Raw genomic sequence first — 15,366 nt, 5'->3', positions numbered from 1 at the left:
TTTCATTTTATTTTAGTTTTTTTTGCTAAAACTCTATAAATAAACGATTTCGTGTACTAATTGCCGCTATCTCTCACTTTCTCCACTACATCTTGTATATTTTGTGGAAGATTTGAGAGTAAATTATAGCCTGTTGCGCTTTCAATATCGCGAACAGAGACGATATAGTCTTTCCAACTTGCACTCGTGCTGTTGATGTTCGGTGTATTGATTGCAATCACTCTGGTCGAAGCGCTCACTCTGTTCAGATCATTATCTCCGGTTTTCAGTAATACGGCTATTTTCCATACGTTTGCAGGAACCGTCACTTTTCCGCTATTTATCGTATTGACAACAGAGGCACTTGCCGAACCGATACCGCCTGTACCGTAATTGCCCATGATCACATAGACCTCATAGCCGTTTAATGCCTGGGCGCGGAGATAGCTTTCAAAAGATTCCCATGTTTTCTGGTTGTTGTTGGGTGCCTGTGGGATCATATTGGTCATTAAGAAGGTAGCCGAGTTCGCCGTACTTGAGCTGGTCCGGTCCCCGCTAGGGCAGTTGTGTCCCCGGTCGAAACCAGAACCGGAATAGCTATTGCTCTGTACCTGGTACCAATTTGCGGGTAGGCCGGTAAATGAAGCGAAATCATCTTTTCTGCTTGCTGTTCCATTAAAGTTATCTGGGTCTAGATGCCAGCTTACCCAATTGGGTATTCCGCGGCTCATGCTGTAGCTTTCTACATAGTATTTTTGATCTATCAGATAGTTTTCTGCTGAGACAATTGATGTTGATGCAGATGAGGGGTTACCAAACAATAAATTCGAATTGTCGCCTCCCGATGGGGGTGCATCGGCACCTGCTTCGGGGGTTCCTCTGCCCGGAGTTGGGGTAGTGGCATTTCCATTATCAACAGGATCAGTATCTGGTGCACCTACGATAATACCCGGATCGCCAGTGCCTTTAAAAATAATATCATCAATGTTTATTCTGGTGGTTCCGGCTTTCTTAACCTGAAAACGTATTTTGCCTGTCGTGCTAACTTTGAACGAGTCAGTCACGAGGGTAGTGCTGGTTTCGGCGATATCTGTCCCCAATTGGGTGTACGTTTTCCCGCCATCTGTGGAGGCCAGAAGCTGCCAGCTTGAATTGGCATCTGTACCATATTTTGCATGAGAAACATATATTATTTTAGCTCCCGATACATCAAAGTTCATCGATAAATAGCCGGTTCTTAAACGAACGGACTTCGCGCCATTTTTTGCATCGGCTGCAAGATTGCCTATTAGTGCATCGCTAAAGGTCCATTTGCCTGTGAGCAACTGAACACTGTCTAAAGCGTAAGCAGTTTTGACTCCGGATTCGAAAGTTTCGGTGATGCTGTAAGTGGTTGGCGCTTTTGGAGGAAGGATGGGGGTTTCTCCATCAATTGCTGTTTTTTTAGAACAAGCGGATAGAGACAGGATTCCAATAAATCCTGAATAGATAAGGATGTTTTTAAATTTCATAGTTTGTTTTTGAGATCTAACTGATTGCGCTAATGATAGACTTTCTTTTTAGGACTCGGCAAAGGTAGCTAGAAAAGACATTTGCAATGTTAAATTAATACTAACATATTAGCGATTGTCCCTTGGATGTGCCAATGGACTGGCTGCTAGCACCAGAAATGGGAAATCGATTGTCAGGGGGGTTCATATGCTTAGAATATAGCTGGAATCAAAATGTTAAGGGGAAATTAATCCAATCTTTAATGCGAATTAATGGTTTGCAAATGTAGATACCAATCCAGGATGGGTGCTCCGATCCACTGCGATTTTCTATTTAGAAACCATCAATATCAGGTGCCGATAAGCCCATTGGGAGAAAATATCTATAATTTATGGGCGGACAAAAGCGCTATAGTCTTGGAGTCTGCCTGACCACCAAAATATTTTTGGAGAACCTCCGAGAATATCTTATATGCCTCCCTAACCTGCATGAATAGAGTCATACAGGACTTAAGCTTAAGTGCATCTGTTTCCCCAGGAATCTCGACGATATCTTTATCTTGTATTTCCGATATGGCTGTAGAGATTTCTACGAGGTGCTTAGAGAGGACGGGGTGTTGGAGGTAGCTAGTAGCTTCTGCAAGGCTATGGATGGCATAATCGACCGCTAGTTCGCTTTTTCCCAACCCCAATAACTGAGGGAAAATATACCACATCCAGTGAGATGTTTTTTTTCATTTCTGACCTCTTCAAGTGCCCGTTGGTAAACTTGGTTGTGGGCATCTAGAAATTTTTTATGATTAATGCCAACTAAATCGTCTTTGCAAATTTTATGGTCAATGGCAGGAGCCTATTTAGGGCTGGATTAACTAATTCTTCGCTCGGAAATGGCCGATACCCATTCCTTATGCCCGCATCTTTCACATTCCATAGCCATCTGAGCCGGAATTTCATCCACGTTGCCACAAAATGTACATGCATAGTGCCCGCTATGAATAATCTTTTCTATGGCATTTTCAAAAAGCCTTGGCAAAATTGGTAGACCTAATTTAATATCTTCCTTTTCAAAAAAGAAAATGCTGACATTTCCCGATGTCTCTAATATCGCCGTTTTTACCTGCCCCAAATGGGAAACGCCCTGCTGCCGTAATTCAGCAAAAAACTCATCCTGAGCTAGGCTTTCCTTTTTAAATTCACTTATTGAAAATTCACCATCCTCAATCAAATAGGTAGCCTTGCCTTCGACCAAATCCTCAATACGTTTGTTTTTTGCCATTAAAAAGGTAGTTAGCTTGTAGGCGCCAACGATAATGGTAAAAATCACCACAGGTACCATTAAGCCTATTTCTTTGTAGAACATAGGGTCACCAGCGGCAGAACCCAGACTAATAATGACAACCATCTCGAATACAGAAAGCTGCTTTACACCTCGTTTTCCTAGGAGACGCAGGCCCGTTAGAATGATTATATACATTAGGAGTGTTCTTACGGATATTTCGATCAGAAAATCCCAATCCTCATCGCCAACAATTAGTTGTGTCCATTCAATCATCATGTTTCTTAATTAAATAAATATATCAATGGTAACAGTCGAGAATTAACAAGGTTTTTGACATATTTTTTTTAAGGTGTTGTTATCACGAAAATCTAAATAATACCGGGTATTCTTAATGGCCGGATAGCAACGTAATGTTGTTGCTATTGTTCGGGTTTTTGAATTCTATAAAATGCAATTATCGACTTAAATGAAAAAAACAGAATTTATATCTTTCGAATCCCGTTAGCGAAAAACTGTTTATCTAGATCTCAAGAAAAAAACCATTGTCTTTTAATGCTGTTGTAATATTAAGGTTATGTCCAATTGCCAATGCGATTTTCAGTGTCCTGTTCTAGATTACCCTATATCAAAAATCAGTTTATCTAAGGGATAAGATTTACTTCCCGGAAAAGTCTATAGGATTAAAAGGTCCGGAAACGGGATATGTTACTGATGAGTTGCTTAGCTAATTAATGGAGTGCATTTCTTTATCTGATTTTTGATGGACCAGATTTAATAATCAGATTTTGGTAGAAATTAGTAGTTAAGCTAATAAAGAAAACCATTTAACCCAAGTGATGTTTAAAAGAGGGATAAGATAATTTATCCTTTAAAAATAAAACATGAATTCAGGAAATATAGAATATTTAAATCTCAGGGAATTATCAAACGAGGAATATACAATTGTAGATGGAGAAGCTGACATTACAGGCTGGCCGGTGATCGATGAAAGCCAAACCCCGGTCGGAAAAGTGAGAGATTTGCTTTTCGATCCGGAGCAAAACGCGATCCGTTATGTTATTGTTGATCTCGATGCTGATCTTTCGATAACAGAAGACAAAGCGATCCTAATCCCTATAGGATTAGCTAACCTTGGGGAAGCTAAAAAGGAGGTAGTCATACCTGTTTTGGAGGAAGCGCAGTATAACTCGATGCCTCGCTATATTATCGGAGAAGTCACCAGGGACACAGAAATGAAAATCAGATCGGCAATCGGAAGCCCGGCCGCCTTGAGGATAGAAGAAGAGATTGTAGAAATGAACCTTCCGGATTTTTATGCCCATCATCATTTTGACAGGGGCAATGTTACATTAAGAAAAAATGAAACAAAATCTGCCGAATCTGCACCAGAATCAATGCCCGAGAACCGTAGAGAAGAACACCACGTCATTCATCAACTTATTGATAATTCGGAGACAGGCAAATCAAGTGGTCTTATCAAAGATCATCCTGTCCCTGGAAAGCAAGATACTTTCACGGTCAATACAACGCACGGAGTTTTCACCGTAGCGCTACAAGAGAATGGTACATACAGGATTTCTGAAGGAGAAAACAAAATCGGCGTAATATATGCGGAACCAGGACATGATGGCACCAAATGGCGGACAATGGATCATTTGGATGCGCATTTTGTAATTAGTCTGGGAGATGCGATTACGGCGCATAACTCATAAAATTCGGATATAGTCTTTAGTTTTTTTGTAAAAAATTGAATTAAAAGAATTATATCAGAGGCCTGTTATTTATAACGATTTTATTTTCTGTTGAAGTATTCTCGTTCCTAACACGCCTTTGAATCAAAAGGCTAAATTATACACGAGCCAGTGCAGAATTTTTAGTATAACAATTTCACTGCCTGGTAATAGGGGACGTGCATGGAATACAGACACGCTTGGATAAAGAAAATAAAAAATATATTCCACTTCCTATCAGTAAATGTATTCTCAATCGGCAGGCGTAAAATTTTCATTGATCTTAATTCTCTCACCGGATATCTTAAATCGATGAATGATAAATGAGCTTGTTAAAAAGTTATGATTAGCCGATAATCTTTTTATCAAAAACAGTGGAATATGAAAACAGTTTCATCATTTGATAAATTTAAGCGTAATAATAAGGTGCTTTTTATTTGAAATTCCTCGCGGGTGGAAAAACGGTGCCCTTATCGCTTTCTTCTTTTCGTACTTGTGTTCGCTTGTTTTCGGTGGGAAACGGATTTCGCTCATCGGCTCTGGATAGGGTAAGCAGGGGCAGATCCTCATTTTCCTTTTCTGTCAGTTTTTTTAACATCTTGGTTAAATCAAAGCAGCGTTTTACGATCACGTGTACCACTTCACCTTCTTTCTGCACTTTTCCCTCCACCATCAGCAGCCTTGCCCCCAGGATTTCTTTTCTGTATTTTTCGAAGAGTTGCTGAAAGACGACCAGGTTGGCTACACCGCTTTCATCTTCAATGGTTATAAAGCATACGCCTCCAGCCGTTCCTGGCCTTTGGCGGACGAGCACAAGGCCAGCTACCTTGATGAGTCTTCCATCCTGGGATTCACTGGTTTCTTTCGTGGAAAGAATCCGGAGCAGACTCAGTTTTTCCCTGATAAAGCAGATTGGATGTGCTTTTAATGATAAGGCAGTGGTCGCATAATCCTGAACCACATGTTCTGAATCACTCATTAGTGGCAGGGCAATCTGCGTTTCGTATTTAGTTTCTGAGGGCTGGTTTTCAAAAAGGGCAATGGGGCGGTCAGGCAGGGCCGATACCTCCCATAATGCTCTTCTGCGGTCTAGACCAATGGAGCGGAAAGCATCTGCATCGGCAAGTCTTTCCAGGGTGTTTTGCGAAATACCGGCATCCATAAGTTCCGGAATCGTCTGGTAGGGTTGGGTTCTGTTTTTTGTAAGGGTTTCCATATCTTCCTGCTGGATGCCTTTGATTTGTCTGAAGCCCAGTCGGATGGCGTGGTATCTTTCGCATTTTTCTTCCAGCAGGTTATCCCATGTGGAATAATTGATGTCCACAGGCCGAACCTTTACGCCATGGTTTCCGGCGTCGATAACAATTTGTGCGGGTTGGTAAAAGCCCATCGGCATACTGTTGAGCAATGCTGCTGCAAATACATCTGGATAGTAACATTTTAGCCAGCAGGATACATAGACCAGCAGGGCAAAACTGGCGGCATGGCTTTCCGGGAATCCGTAACTGCCAAAGCCTTCCAGTTGACGAAAAATGCGTTTGGCAAATTCTTCGCTGTAGCCGCGCTCCAGCATGCCATCAATCAGTTTTTTTTCGAACTGATTCACCAGACCCTTGAACTTAAAAGTGGCCATGCTTCGTCTTAATGCATCGGCCTCGGCGGGTGAAAAGCCTGCCGCTACAATGGCTATCTTCATGGCCTGTTCCTGAAACAGGGGTACTCCTAGGGTTCTACCCAATATCTCCTTTAATTCAGGTGAGGGATAGTCTACCGCTTCCTCTCCGTTTCTTCTGCGCAGATAGGGATGCACCATATCTCCCTGGATTGGGCCGGGGCGTACAATAGCCACCTCGATTACCAGATCATAAAAACAATTTGGCCGTAAGCGTGGCAGCATAGACTGCTGGGCACGGCTCTCAATCTGGAACACCCCAATTGTATCCGCGTGACTAATCATTTCATAGACCTTTGGGTCATCTTTTTCGTTGATCTTGGCCAGACTGAGATCAAGATTATAATGCTTTTTGGCCAGGTCGAAAGCTTTCCGGATGCAGGTTAACATGCCAAGGGCAAGTATATCTATCTTTAAGAAGCCCAGTGCATCTATATCATCTTTGTTCCACTCAATATTGGTTCGATCCGCCATCCTTGCATTCAGGATTGGGCAGAGGTCGGTGAGCTTTCCCTGGGTAATCACAAAGCCTCCGGTATGCTGTCCAAGCTGTCTTGGAAAGCCCATCATTTGCCCGGTGAGCTGAAGTACTTTTTTTAAATGAGGGTCATTGGCATTTAGTCCTGCTTCTTTTATTCGGGCCTCATCAAACCACTCATCGGTGAATTCCCAGATTGCGCCCGAAAGCTTGTTTACTGTGTCTACAGAAAGTCCCATGGCTTTTCCCACGTCACGGATCGCACCCTTCTGGTGCTGCTGGGTAACAGTAGCCACAATGGCGGCACGGTCCCGGCCATATTTGGAATAGATATACTGGATAACTTCTTCCCTGCGTTCATGCTCAAAATCCACATCAATATCAGGCGGCTCATTTCTGGCTGAAGAGATGAAGCGCTCGAACAGTAAATCGAATTTGGTCGGGTTCACAGAGGTAATGCCAAGGCAATAACACACCGTGGAATTGGCCGCAGAACCGCGTCCCTGGCAAAGGATGCCTTTAGATCCGGCAAACTTTACAATGTCGTAAACGGTAAGAAAATAAGAGGCATAATTCATTTCTTCCATGAACCTCAATTCATACTGGATATTGTGGACGATTTTTTCTGGGATCTGCTCCCCGAACATTTCCCTGGCGCCTTTCCAGCTGAGGTGAGTGAGCTCTTCCATTGGTGTTCTGCCTTCACTAGTCAGTTCATCCGGATAAACATACTTTAAGCTATCCAGCGAAAAATCGCAGGCATCGGCCAGTTGCTGTGCATTGGCAATGGCCTGAGGATATTGCCTGAACAGCCTGGTCATTTCACTGGCGTCCTTTAAATGCCGTTCCGCATTCTGATGAAGCAGAAATCCGGCGGTTTGTATGGTGCACTTTTCCCGGGTGCAGGTCAGGATGTCCTGAAGCTCCCTGCGACGGGGGTCGTGGTAATGCACATCATTTGTTGCAATCAGCGGGATATTGAGTGTTTTGGAAAGCTGATCCAGCCGGAAGAGCTTTTTATGGTCATCCCCGTTGTAGTTCCTGGTGGCGGCAATGTACAGGTGCTCGCCAAAAACCTGTCGGTAGGCTATTAGCTGTGATTTAAAACCTTCCTCAAAATCAAACAGGCTGTTTAATCCATCGGGTGGGATCACAATGAATTTCATTCCACGGTTGTATTCAAATACATCGGCCTGGTACAGGTGGCAGGATCCTTTTTCTGCCCGCAGGTTTCCTAGGCTGAGCAGCGCTGATAACCGGCTATATCCTTCCTGATTTATAGGATAGGCAAGCAGGGATGGCCCGTCCAATAGGTCGATCCTGCAGGCTGGTATGAGTTTGATGTCGAGGTTTCGGCTGGCGCTGTGTGCACGGACTATTCCGGCCAGGGTATTCCGGTCGGTAATGGCCAGCTTGGTGTAACCCATTGCTGCGGCCTGCTCGATAAGTTCCTCGGGGTGCGAGGCGCCCCTTAAAAAGCTGAAGTTGCTGGTGACCTGAAGTTCTGTATAGTTCATTATTGAAATACTTATGCGAAAAATCCATGTATAAACCATCCCGAGGTTTTCTCCGAGCTGTAATGGCCGGACCTGAAGAGCCAGTAGCGTTTGCCATGCTCATCTTCTACCTGGTAATAATCCCGGTGCTCGCCCTCATCCAGCCACCATTCCCGCTCAATCCGCTCGGGGCCATCGGCCTTTTTGATTTGATGGGTAAGTCCCTGGTATCGGAATACCATGGGCGGATAATCCGGGATAGGGGCAGTCACCTGAATGTGTTCTGGAACCTTAAGCAGTTGTACCGGCCTCAGTCGGTCCGTTCGCCAGGGAAGTGGTAAGGGATCTTTTAATGATGCTACTTTTATAATCGAGCGCTCCGGCCAGTGGTATGGCTGGGGTAAGAACCGCTGGATGGCCGCCGTTCCAACCTTTCCGGCTATCCGGTCCAGAAGTTCAGATACCTGTCTATCCTGCATGCTTTGCAGGCTTTGCCATATCGCTTCCTGGATGGGATTCAGTTCTTCAACCTTTTCAGCCTCCATGGTAAATAGTTCTATCCCCATTTTGGGTTCAATCTGGTCAATCTTTAACTCAAAAAGCTTGAAAAGATGCTGTACGTTGGCGCTTGGGCTATTGGTACCGATTTCACTTCGGAGTATCTTTCCATCAACACGAAAACTCTGGAGGGTAGCTATTCGCAGCCCCATCCCATCCTTGTTTAGCTTTTTACATAGCTCGCTAAGCAGTTTCTCAATGGCTAGCTCAATACCTTTTCGGGTTCTGATCGGCTCCATGCTGGCCAGGCGTTCACTGTATGGCTCCGGAACCTGAATGGGTACAAAGGACTCTTCCTTTTGTCCGACGGCCTGTTCGATCCGTTCCATCGCCTGGTTTCCAATCCGTCTTCTTAAGGCTGATCTGGGCATGGTGATAAAGCTCCCCACAGTACTAAGCCCCAATTTGATGAGTTTTTGAGATACCTGCTGATCTAACCTCAAAGCCATTGGTGGTAGTGGTAATAGCGCATTGACTTCTTCCCCTGTTTTAATAATAGGGGAAATTCTGCCATATCTGGATATCGCCCATGCAGTTCCCATGGTATCAGCAATAGCTGCCCTGACATAATAACCAGAACTTCTCAGGCGGTTAACAATCTCCCGTAGGTATTCCCTTTCCCCGCCCCAAAGGTGGGCGCATCCGCTGATGTCTAAGATTAGCCCATCACTTTGCTCTATTCCAACAAGCGGGGAATAGCGAATACACCAGGCACCTAATGCCCTGAGGATTTTTGGTGCACGGTGCAACTGGTTCTCTATGACTTCCAGCTCAGGCAGGATAGCCCTGGCATCCGCAAGAGGCATACCATTCTGGATGCCTTGCCCTGAGGCTTCATTACTGGTGGCGGTAATGACCATTCGGTTACCTTCCTTATCTGAAAAGACAAGGGGCAATGCTTTTAGGGCTGGCCGCTTGATGCGGATCCAGTCGGTAAGCAAGGTCGGGAACCATATGGACATGTATCTTTTTTTCATTATACGGCTTTTCGGGTTTCTTGAATGTATTCCGGCTCTTCCTGGATAGGATGGAATTGCCCCGACGAATATTCCATTGTCCATCTGCCCGTTAGCCCGTTTTTGACCTTCAGCAGCTCAACCGCCCACCTCGGAAATCCCAGCCCGGGCATTCCCTCAACTGGCTCGCTTGGAAGAGAAGATATCTTCCACCTTGCAACCGCTGTGGTGGAGCTGAGTTTTTCTGCATGTTTTCGGATGATGAAACTCGTAACCCGGCTTTTTTCAATCACCAGCTGCAACCTTCGGGACTGCGCAAAACTTATTTCATCAATCTCGGTGATGACTGCCGCGAGGCTTTCACATTTTAATGCTTCCTCGGTAGCCCAGAGTACATCCTTTTCTTTTTGAAGATCAATAAAGATGATGCGGTCGGGCGAAATGCCAAAAGGTGTCAGCGAGGGCGGAAAGATTTTTCCCGAGGTGCTGATCCACAGACAAGGACCGCCATTTCGCATGAGGGGAGCTAGCAATGCGCTGATAAATCCACCCGTAGCGGCCGCATCCTCCAGGTTTGTACCCAAAAATTCATGGATGGCGGCTGTTGGAAAGATGTGATTGGGAAAGGATGCAGTCATTCCACCCAGACCAAAGTCTATTGTCTGCCCCTGCGATCCGGACTTAAAACCCTGGATCTTTAAGATCTGCTGTTGCAGCCTGTCAATGATAACCTGCTTGCTCTCTGCCATGACGTCCTCCTTTTTGCAAATTTTACAGCAATAAAAATACTTCCATACTGCTACAACAAAATTAAAACTAAAAATATTAGTATTTTGTATTTGTTGACAAAAAAATATAATATTGACCTCTGTGTAGATTTAGTACAGTTTTTTAATGTTAGTAAATGCTATTTATATTAGTAATTTTAATATATTTGGATATTAAATGATATAAAATCTCCTTTTTTATGATTGAACTGGACTATTTTTTGAAAGTAGATGAGTATTCAACGCTGGTCTATCAGGTAATTCAATTCTCTGCCGGAGAACCCTGGCGTGTGGTGGCTGATGGGATACTCCTTGGTAGCCTGGAAAAACTTGATGGAAAATGGAGACAGCTTAGTGGGGATGATTTTTCTCTGGAGCTTTTTAGTGGTGTTTCTGCACTCATCGACGAGCAACATTTTAACGATCTTCCATTGCAGATTAGCTCAAGATGGCCTAATTTGATCAGTGAGGTACTCTGCAGGTCAGACCAGGAATATTTAGTGGTCTGCAAGGCTGGGATTAACTTCCGTAGTTTTGAAGGCATTTTCTCCAGATTTGTCTCCGGACTCTTGAAGGATGAATGGCCGGTTAGCTTTAAGGTATTCAATCATGACTTCTCCCAGGATTTTTCCGTGACCGCAAGGCCGGGCATATGGAAAAAGAATATGGCAGGTTGGGGATATTAATCAAATGATCATCGAACAAATGAGTTTATTCGCGCCCGCGGGACAGTCCAGGGGATTGCCATTGGATGTGCTGGAGTACACGGCCGGATTCCTGGCGGAGGAAAAAAGCAATATGCTGTTAAATGACTTTATTGCAGATGTGCCTTGGAGCCAAAAGCTGGTTAAAATGTATGATAGGGAGGTACTCACGCCTCGCTTGACGGCCTGGTATGGGGATCGGCTTGGAATAGACTATGGTAGGTTAGGTAAATCAATGCCTTTAGCCTGGACACCGGAGCTGCGCTGGTTAAAGTCTCTGGTAGAACCCATTGCCGGAATATCCTTTAACAGTGTGCTCTTGAACTATTACCGGGACGGAAAGGATTCAGTGGCCTGGCATAGTGATAAGGAAACCGTTATGGGGTCACACCCCATTATTGCATCCTTGTCCTTAGGCGCGGTAAGAAGTTTTGACATTAGACGAAAAGATGATCACAATGAAAAATATTCCATTCGCCTGGAGCATGGTTCGCTATTGATTATGAAAGGTGATCTGCAGTCCAAATGGGAACATCGGATTGCCAAGTCAAGCCTTTTTTTGGGGCCGAGGATAAATCTGACCTTTAGAAAGATTTCAGCTTAATTCCAAAGCTTCTATAAGTTTTTTGTGTGATTTTTTCCTTTAATCGGGTCTAAATTTAGGTTTTCATTCCGGCACGCAGAAAGAAATTTCGGCATAAACTCACCTGTGGCCTTTTGACCTTATTTCCAATTATTCCGTTGCTTTTGCTGAATGAAAACAGCTCAGTACCATAATTAATTCAAAATATTATGGAAAAGACAACCTATCAGGCAGCAGAATTTAAGATCAGTTCAATATCATGAGTGAATATGGCAAAGTTTCGCATCGCATACTCGTGCTTCCAAATCATTAATGTAAATAGATTGTCATAGCTTTCAGTAAAGGTTTACTTTTCGAACTCAACATCGATTCCACTATTTGGAGATCTAATGTAATATTTATGATAATCTGGGCTTATGATAATCAGCGTTAATATTTACTTAGTTTAATATGGTTTTAGTTGGAAGATTCTCGCATGGCCTGAAATACTTACCACTGACCCCAGTGTTCTTAATTACAGACAACCAGGCGATTGCCATTAACTAATTGGAGATATAAACACTTGATAAGTTCTTGGAAATCTAGACGTTCTTGTATTCCCAATGGAGTTGGAGAACTATAGGGGTATTGTTTTGATCACTGGCTAGAATTCGCAGCTAAAATTAAATTCCGCGAATCTGCACTTTAAACCCAAACCTGAATTTTATTCTCCTTTAAGCGGGATCAATATCCTCTTTTTAAGTTTTTTTAGAGACGAATCATGAATCTGCGTAAAATCGGTTATTCGTTCTAAGGTTATAACTATCTATAAATCCTGGCAAGGCTCGACAAATTTAGAACAGGATTTTTAGAACATGAACGGTTAATGCTCTATAATATCTTTCCATCAATAGTTAAAAATAAAACGGACAAATTCCTTACCATTTGTCACCCTTACTCCACTTTTCCTTTCCCCCCACTCATCCTCGGCGCATTTGTAGTACTGTCTGGAAAATCCTTTGTTCTAGCGCTATCAACACTATTGGTATCTACAGTGGAATAATTTGTATCGGTGTATTTATTCATGCTGTCTGCATGTTCCTGGTCTGCTTTCTCACCGCTACAGGCTGCGAACACCAGTGAAACAAGGCTTACAAGTAGAAATTTATACTTTTTCATAATCATTTTTTTGAAGTGCAAATCAGTTTATTTAGGCTATTATAGAACACTTATGAAAGTTAATTGTTTCCATAAAATAACTAAAAGTTGTAAGTCTTTTTATCCATAATTAACTATGCAAAAATTGGATTGCAGCCTAAAATCAGCCAAGTGGTTCCTGAAAATAACTCCGCTTACTAGTATGTTTCATCACTTGACCATTTAAAGCAAGTAATGATAATTTAGGCTAACTTATAGATTTTTGTTACAAGCATATGCATAATAAAGCTATATCCGACACCATTTTATTAACCGCAACAAGCAGGGGCAATGCGAAAAGTACCTGTCCATCCGAAATTGCCCGTATGATTTTTCCTGATGATTGGCGTGAGCACATGAAAGAGGTAATTGCTGTGGCTATCGAGCTCCAAAATGCGGGAAAGGTATTGATTACGCATAAAGGGTTGGCCATTGATGTAAATAGCTATAAAGGGCCAATCCGCATCAAGATTGTCTGAACAGTTATTACAGGATATAGTACTTTCGCAGCCAGCGAAAATCTCTCTTTAGAACGCACATTTATTTCCGCGAAGAAAATTAAAGCTTCTAAGTTTATCAACACTAAAAAAAGTGATGGATTCTACCTGCGTGTAGGAACTACGCGGGATCATCTTTAGGATTTTCAAAATCAGCTTTCTTATCCGCAGTTTTAACATTATTGCTTCGTTTACTATCTGAACTTTGCTTTTTTTTGCTATCTGATTGTTCTTTGACGGCATCGACTTTTTTATTACCCGGTTCTTGCTGTATTTTAGTTTTGGCCATGATGATATATTTTAGAATATTTTTAATTGTAAAGTTCTTGTTCCTGATCGGGGGCTTTCATTTAATTCTTTCCAGCGTCGCTGCCCTGATTTTGCTTCTGCTTATTACTTTCTTCTGATTCCTTTCCTAAGGACTTATCACTATCAGCATCGCTACCTTTGATCTGTTCAGAAAGACCATCAATTTCAGGCTTAACCTCATCGGGATCGTATGATTTTTTTGAATCTTTCTTAATCCTTTCATGAACTTCCTCTAAGTCTTGAACGTAAGCTAACACTACGGTGCATATTGACTCGCAATTAATGATGCTCTAAATTTGGTTCCATAAAATATTTATTATGGAACATAGAAATAGCAAAGCAGGCCGTAAGATCAATTTTCGTAGCAAGCATGAGATCATTAAATTGCTCGAAGAATACGAAATTACCAGGAATACAATTTCAGTTGCAGCGTTCTGCAAATCCCATGGCGTACCTAGTGGCACTTTTTATACCTGGCAAAAACATAGGCGCCAGGGTAAATATCCTGCTCAGGGCAAATTCATAGAACTTTCTGTTGAGGAATCCATTTTATCTTCACCGCCTTCACCAACATTTTTTGCCAGTTTATGTTTAGGTGCCCTGACGATCAATCTTCATCAGCAGGTGGAGGCCGATTACATTGGTTCATTACTTAATAAGTATAAGGGATGATGGTACCTGGCGACAAAAAATATTTCGTTTATCCAGACTGTGTTGATGGACGGAAAAGCTTTAATGGGCTTGCAGGTATTGTCCGGGGCGAATTGAATAGAGATCCCGGCAACGGAGATGTCTTCATCTTTGTGAGCAGATCCCGTCAGAGTATCAAACTGCTATTTTGGGAGCATGGGGGTTTTGTGATTTATTACAAGAAAATGGACAATGGAAACTTCGAAGTCCCCCCGCTTCGGGCAGATGGCCAGGGTAGACATATCAGTGAGATCCAGTTGTTGCAGGTAATACGGGGCATAGAATTCCAGAAAGAAAAACAGCGTACAGGCAATAGGAAAACCAACCTGACTTTAGAGCAATAAGGGCAAAAAAAACATTGCAAAATACTTGCAAAAAGAGATGGTATTTCTTATTTTTAAGATAAGAAAACGCCATTAATGCAGCCAACAGAGCAGATTGACTATAAGGAATTGTATGAGCAGGCCAGGCAGGATAACATCCTGATCCGGGAAGATCTTAAGCAATTGCGTGCGATGAACGAACAGCTGTTGCATCGGGTGGAACAATTGCTTAAGCTTAGCTTTGGTAGCAAAAGCGAACGTTATCTGGGCAGGGAAGAAACTCCCGGTCAGCTCCGCCTTGGACTGACTGAGGAAGTAACCATTGAGGTTACGGTGCCTGAGCCTTCCAAAGCCATCGCAAACAAACCACAGCAATCTGAAAAACAAAAAAAGAAGCACTTTGTCATTCCTGAGAACCTTGTGGATGAAGTGCAGGAAATCCATCCTGACAATATTCCCCAGGGGAGCAAATGTACAGGAAGTGAAATTACTTACCGCCTTAAATGCAATCCAGCACGCCTAAGTGCCAAAAAGATAATACGCTATAAATATTTGCTCCCTACTCCGGCAGGTGCAATGTCATTAAGTTAAGGATTTTTATATTGCATCTTTTTGATTTTTAGTTACTTTAGGTTTCACTCTGGCTCTGAACTTATCCTTATTCCTTTGATTTGTTCGG

15 protein-coding genes and 1 pseudogene are annotated in these 15,366 nt (G+C 42.8%); 7 read left to right on the top strand and 9 right to left on the bottom strand.

The genetic code is table 11. From position 1 onward, the window contains the following. Nucleotides 1-56 precede the first annotated feature (56 nt). The 3 genes and pseudogenes from ACFOUY_RS13105 to ACFOUY_RS13095 all read right to left on the bottom strand — a co-directional run bounded on the left by ACFOUY_RS13105 (nt 57) and on the right by ACFOUY_RS13095 (nt 3,024). Nucleotides 57-1,490, bottom strand: a complete 1,434-nt coding sequence (locus tag ACFOUY_RS13105) for a DNA/RNA non-specific endonuclease (RefSeq protein ID WP_378961262.1) — start codon at nt 1,488-1,490, stop codon at nt 57-59. A gap of 362 nt (nt 1,491-1,852) precedes the next feature. Then, nucleotides 1,853-2,191 (bottom strand): annotated as a pseudogene (locus tag ACFOUY_RS13100) (DUF1810 family protein); the annotation flags it as partial. A gap of 143 nt (nt 2,192-2,334) precedes the next feature. Beyond that, complete coding sequence (locus ACFOUY_RS13095) at nt 2,335-3,024, bottom strand: DUF421 domain-containing protein (protein WP_378961261.1); 690 nt, start codon at nt 3,022-3,024, stop codon at nt 2,335-2,337. A gap of 605 nt (nt 3,025-3,629) precedes the next feature. Here ACFOUY_RS13095 and ACFOUY_RS13090 point away from each other — a divergent pair. Beyond that, a complete protein-coding gene (locus ACFOUY_RS13090) occupies nt 3,630-4,460 on the top strand; it encodes a PRC-barrel domain-containing protein (protein WP_378961259.1) in 831 nt (276 codons plus the stop codon). Nucleotides 4,461-4,911: 451 nt separating this feature from the next. Here the strand turns inward: ACFOUY_RS13090 and ACFOUY_RS13085 are convergent, their stop codons facing one another. Genes ACFOUY_RS13085 through ACFOUY_RS13075 form a run of 3 tightly spaced genes read right to left on the bottom strand, consistent with a single transcriptional unit; the run spans nt 4,912 to nt 10,387 of the window. Further along, on the bottom strand, nt 4,912-8,145 hold the full coding sequence (locus ACFOUY_RS13085; protein ID WP_378961258.1) for an error-prone DNA polymerase: 3,234 nt from the start codon (nt 8,143-8,145) through the stop codon (nt 4,912-4,914). A gap of 11 nt (nt 8,146-8,156) precedes the next feature. Continuing rightward, on the bottom strand, nt 8,157-9,659 hold the full coding sequence (locus ACFOUY_RS13080; RefSeq protein ID WP_378961256.1) for a Y-family DNA polymerase: 1,503 nt from the start codon (nt 9,657-9,659) through the stop codon (nt 8,157-8,159). After that, nucleotides 9,659-10,387 carry an ImuA family protein gene (locus ACFOUY_RS13075; protein WP_378961254.1) on the bottom strand — a complete coding sequence of 243 codons (729 nt, stop codon included), beginning with the start codon at nt 10,385-10,387 and terminating at the stop codon, nt 9,659-9,661. The genes ACFOUY_RS13080 and ACFOUY_RS13075 overlap by 1 nt, the downstream gene beginning before the upstream one ends. Nucleotides 10,388-10,605: 218 nt before the next feature. Between ACFOUY_RS13075 and ACFOUY_RS13070 the strand changes: the two genes are divergently transcribed. After that, nucleotides 10,606-11,091 (top strand): hypothetical protein, encoded by a 486-nt coding sequence (locus tag ACFOUY_RS13070; RefSeq protein WP_378961252.1) that lies wholly within the window; start codon nt 10,606-10,608, stop codon nt 11,089-11,091. A 4-nt stretch (nt 11,092-11,095) separates the two neighbouring features. Next, complete coding sequence (locus ACFOUY_RS13065) at nt 11,096-11,713, top strand: alpha-ketoglutarate-dependent dioxygenase AlkB family protein (protein WP_378961250.1); 618 nt, start codon at nt 11,096-11,098, stop codon at nt 11,711-11,713. Between the two features lie 912 nt (nt 11,714-12,625). Here the strand turns inward: ACFOUY_RS13065 and ACFOUY_RS13060 are convergent. Beyond that, complete coding sequence (locus ACFOUY_RS13060) at nt 12,626-12,871, bottom strand: hypothetical protein (protein ID WP_378961248.1); 246 nt, start codon at nt 12,869-12,871, stop codon at nt 12,626-12,628. A 233-nt stretch (nt 12,872-13,104) separates the two neighbouring features. Between ACFOUY_RS13060 and ACFOUY_RS13055 the strand changes: the two genes are divergently transcribed. Continuing rightward, complete coding sequence (locus tag ACFOUY_RS13055) at nt 13,105-13,347, top strand: DUF3253 domain-containing protein (RefSeq protein ID WP_378961246.1); 243 nt, start codon at nt 13,105-13,107, stop codon at nt 13,345-13,347. Between the two features lie 139 nt (nt 13,348-13,486). On the opposite strand, the gene ACFOUY_RS13050 is transcribed toward ACFOUY_RS13055, so the two are convergent. Then, entirely contained in the window at nt 13,487-13,654 is a 168-nt protein-coding gene (locus ACFOUY_RS13050; RefSeq protein ID WP_378961244.1) for a hypothetical protein, read from the bottom strand. Between the two features lie 61 nt (nt 13,655-13,715). Then, nucleotides 13,716-13,931 carry a hypothetical protein gene (locus tag ACFOUY_RS13045; RefSeq protein WP_378961243.1) on the bottom strand — a complete coding sequence of 72 codons (216 nt, stop codon included), beginning with the start codon at nt 13,929-13,931 and terminating at the stop codon, nt 13,716-13,718. Nucleotides 13,932-13,992: 61 nt separating this feature from the next. Between ACFOUY_RS13045 and tnpA the strand changes: the two genes are divergently transcribed. The 3 genes from tnpA to ACFOUY_RS13030 all read left to right on the top strand — a co-directional run bounded on the left by tnpA (nt 13,993) and on the right by ACFOUY_RS13030 (nt 15,278). Continuing rightward, nucleotides 13,993-14,346 carry an IS66 family insertion sequence element accessory protein TnpA gene (tnpA, locus tag ACFOUY_RS13040; RefSeq protein WP_378961241.1) on the top strand — a complete coding sequence of 118 codons (354 nt, stop codon included), beginning with the start codon at nt 13,993-13,995 and terminating at the stop codon, nt 14,344-14,346. Further along, a complete protein-coding gene (tnpB, locus tag ACFOUY_RS13035; protein ID WP_378961239.1) occupies nt 14,343-14,708 on the top strand; it encodes an IS66 family insertion sequence element accessory protein TnpB in 366 nt (121 codons plus the stop codon). Before tnpA ends, tnpB begins: the two co-directional genes overlap by 4 nt. 75 nt (nt 14,709-14,783) lie before the next feature. Further along, a complete protein-coding gene (locus tag ACFOUY_RS13030) occupies nt 14,784-15,278 on the top strand; it encodes an IS66 family transposase (RefSeq protein ID WP_378961237.1) in 495 nt (164 codons plus the stop codon). The last annotated feature ends 88 nt before the right edge of the window (nt 15,279-15,366 follow it).

This window comes from Pedobacter jamesrossensis, from assembly GCF_042650905.1.
In the GTDB taxonomy this organism is placed as follows: domain Bacteria; phylum Bacteroidota; class Bacteroidia; order Sphingobacteriales; family Sphingobacteriaceae; genus Pedobacter; species Pedobacter jamesrossensis.
The sequence above is the reverse complement of the archived record's forward strand: the minus strand, read 5'-3'. Positions and strand labels throughout refer to the sequence as shown.

What these genes read in the sequence shown, in the direction of transcription:
- ACFOUY_RS13105 (WP_378961262.1), bottom strand. Translation starts at nt 1,490, where the DNA reads ATGAAATTTAAAAACATCCTTATCTATTCAGGATTTATTGGAATCCTG.
- ACFOUY_RS13095 (WP_378961261.1), bottom strand. Translation starts at nt 3,024, where the DNA reads ATGATGATTGAATGGACACAACTAATTGTTGGCGATGAGGATTGGGAT.
- ACFOUY_RS13090 (WP_378961259.1), top strand. Translation starts at nt 3,630, where the DNA reads ATGAATTCAGGAAATATAGAATATTTAAATCTCAGGGAATTATCAAAC.
- ACFOUY_RS13085 (WP_378961258.1), bottom strand. Translation starts at nt 8,145, where the DNA reads ATGAACTATACAGAACTTCAGGTCACCAGCAACTTCAGCTTTTTAAGG.
- ACFOUY_RS13080 (WP_378961256.1), bottom strand. Translation starts at nt 9,659, where the DNA reads ATGAAAAAAAGATACATGTCCATATGGTTCCCGACCTTGCTTACCGAC.
- ACFOUY_RS13075 (WP_378961254.1), bottom strand. Translation starts at nt 10,387, where the DNA reads ATGGCAGAGAGCAAGCAGGTTATCATTGACAGGCTGCAACAGCAGATC.
- ACFOUY_RS13070 (WP_378961252.1), top strand. Translation starts at nt 10,606, where the DNA reads ATGATTGAACTGGACTATTTTTTGAAAGTAGATGAGTATTCAACGCTG.
- ACFOUY_RS13065 (WP_378961250.1), top strand. Translation starts at nt 11,096, where the DNA reads ATGATCATCGAACAAATGAGTTTATTCGCGCCCGCGGGACAGTCCAGG.
- ACFOUY_RS13055 (WP_378961246.1), top strand. Translation starts at nt 13,105, where the DNA reads ATGCATAATAAAGCTATATCCGACACCATTTTATTAACCGCAACAAGC.
- ACFOUY_RS13050 (WP_378961244.1), bottom strand. Translation starts at nt 13,654, where the DNA reads ATGGCCAAAACTAAAATACAGCAAGAACCGGGTAATAAAAAAGTCGAT.
- tnpA (WP_378961241.1), top strand. Translation starts at nt 13,993, where the DNA reads ATGGAACATAGAAATAGCAAAGCAGGCCGTAAGATCAATTTTCGTAGC.
- tnpB (WP_378961239.1), top strand. Translation starts at nt 14,343, where the DNA reads ATGATGGTACCTGGCGACAAAAAATATTTCGTTTATCCAGACTGTGTT.
- ACFOUY_RS13030 (WP_378961237.1), top strand. Translation starts at nt 14,784, where the DNA reads ATGCAGCCAACAGAGCAGATTGACTATAAGGAATTGTATGAGCAGGCC.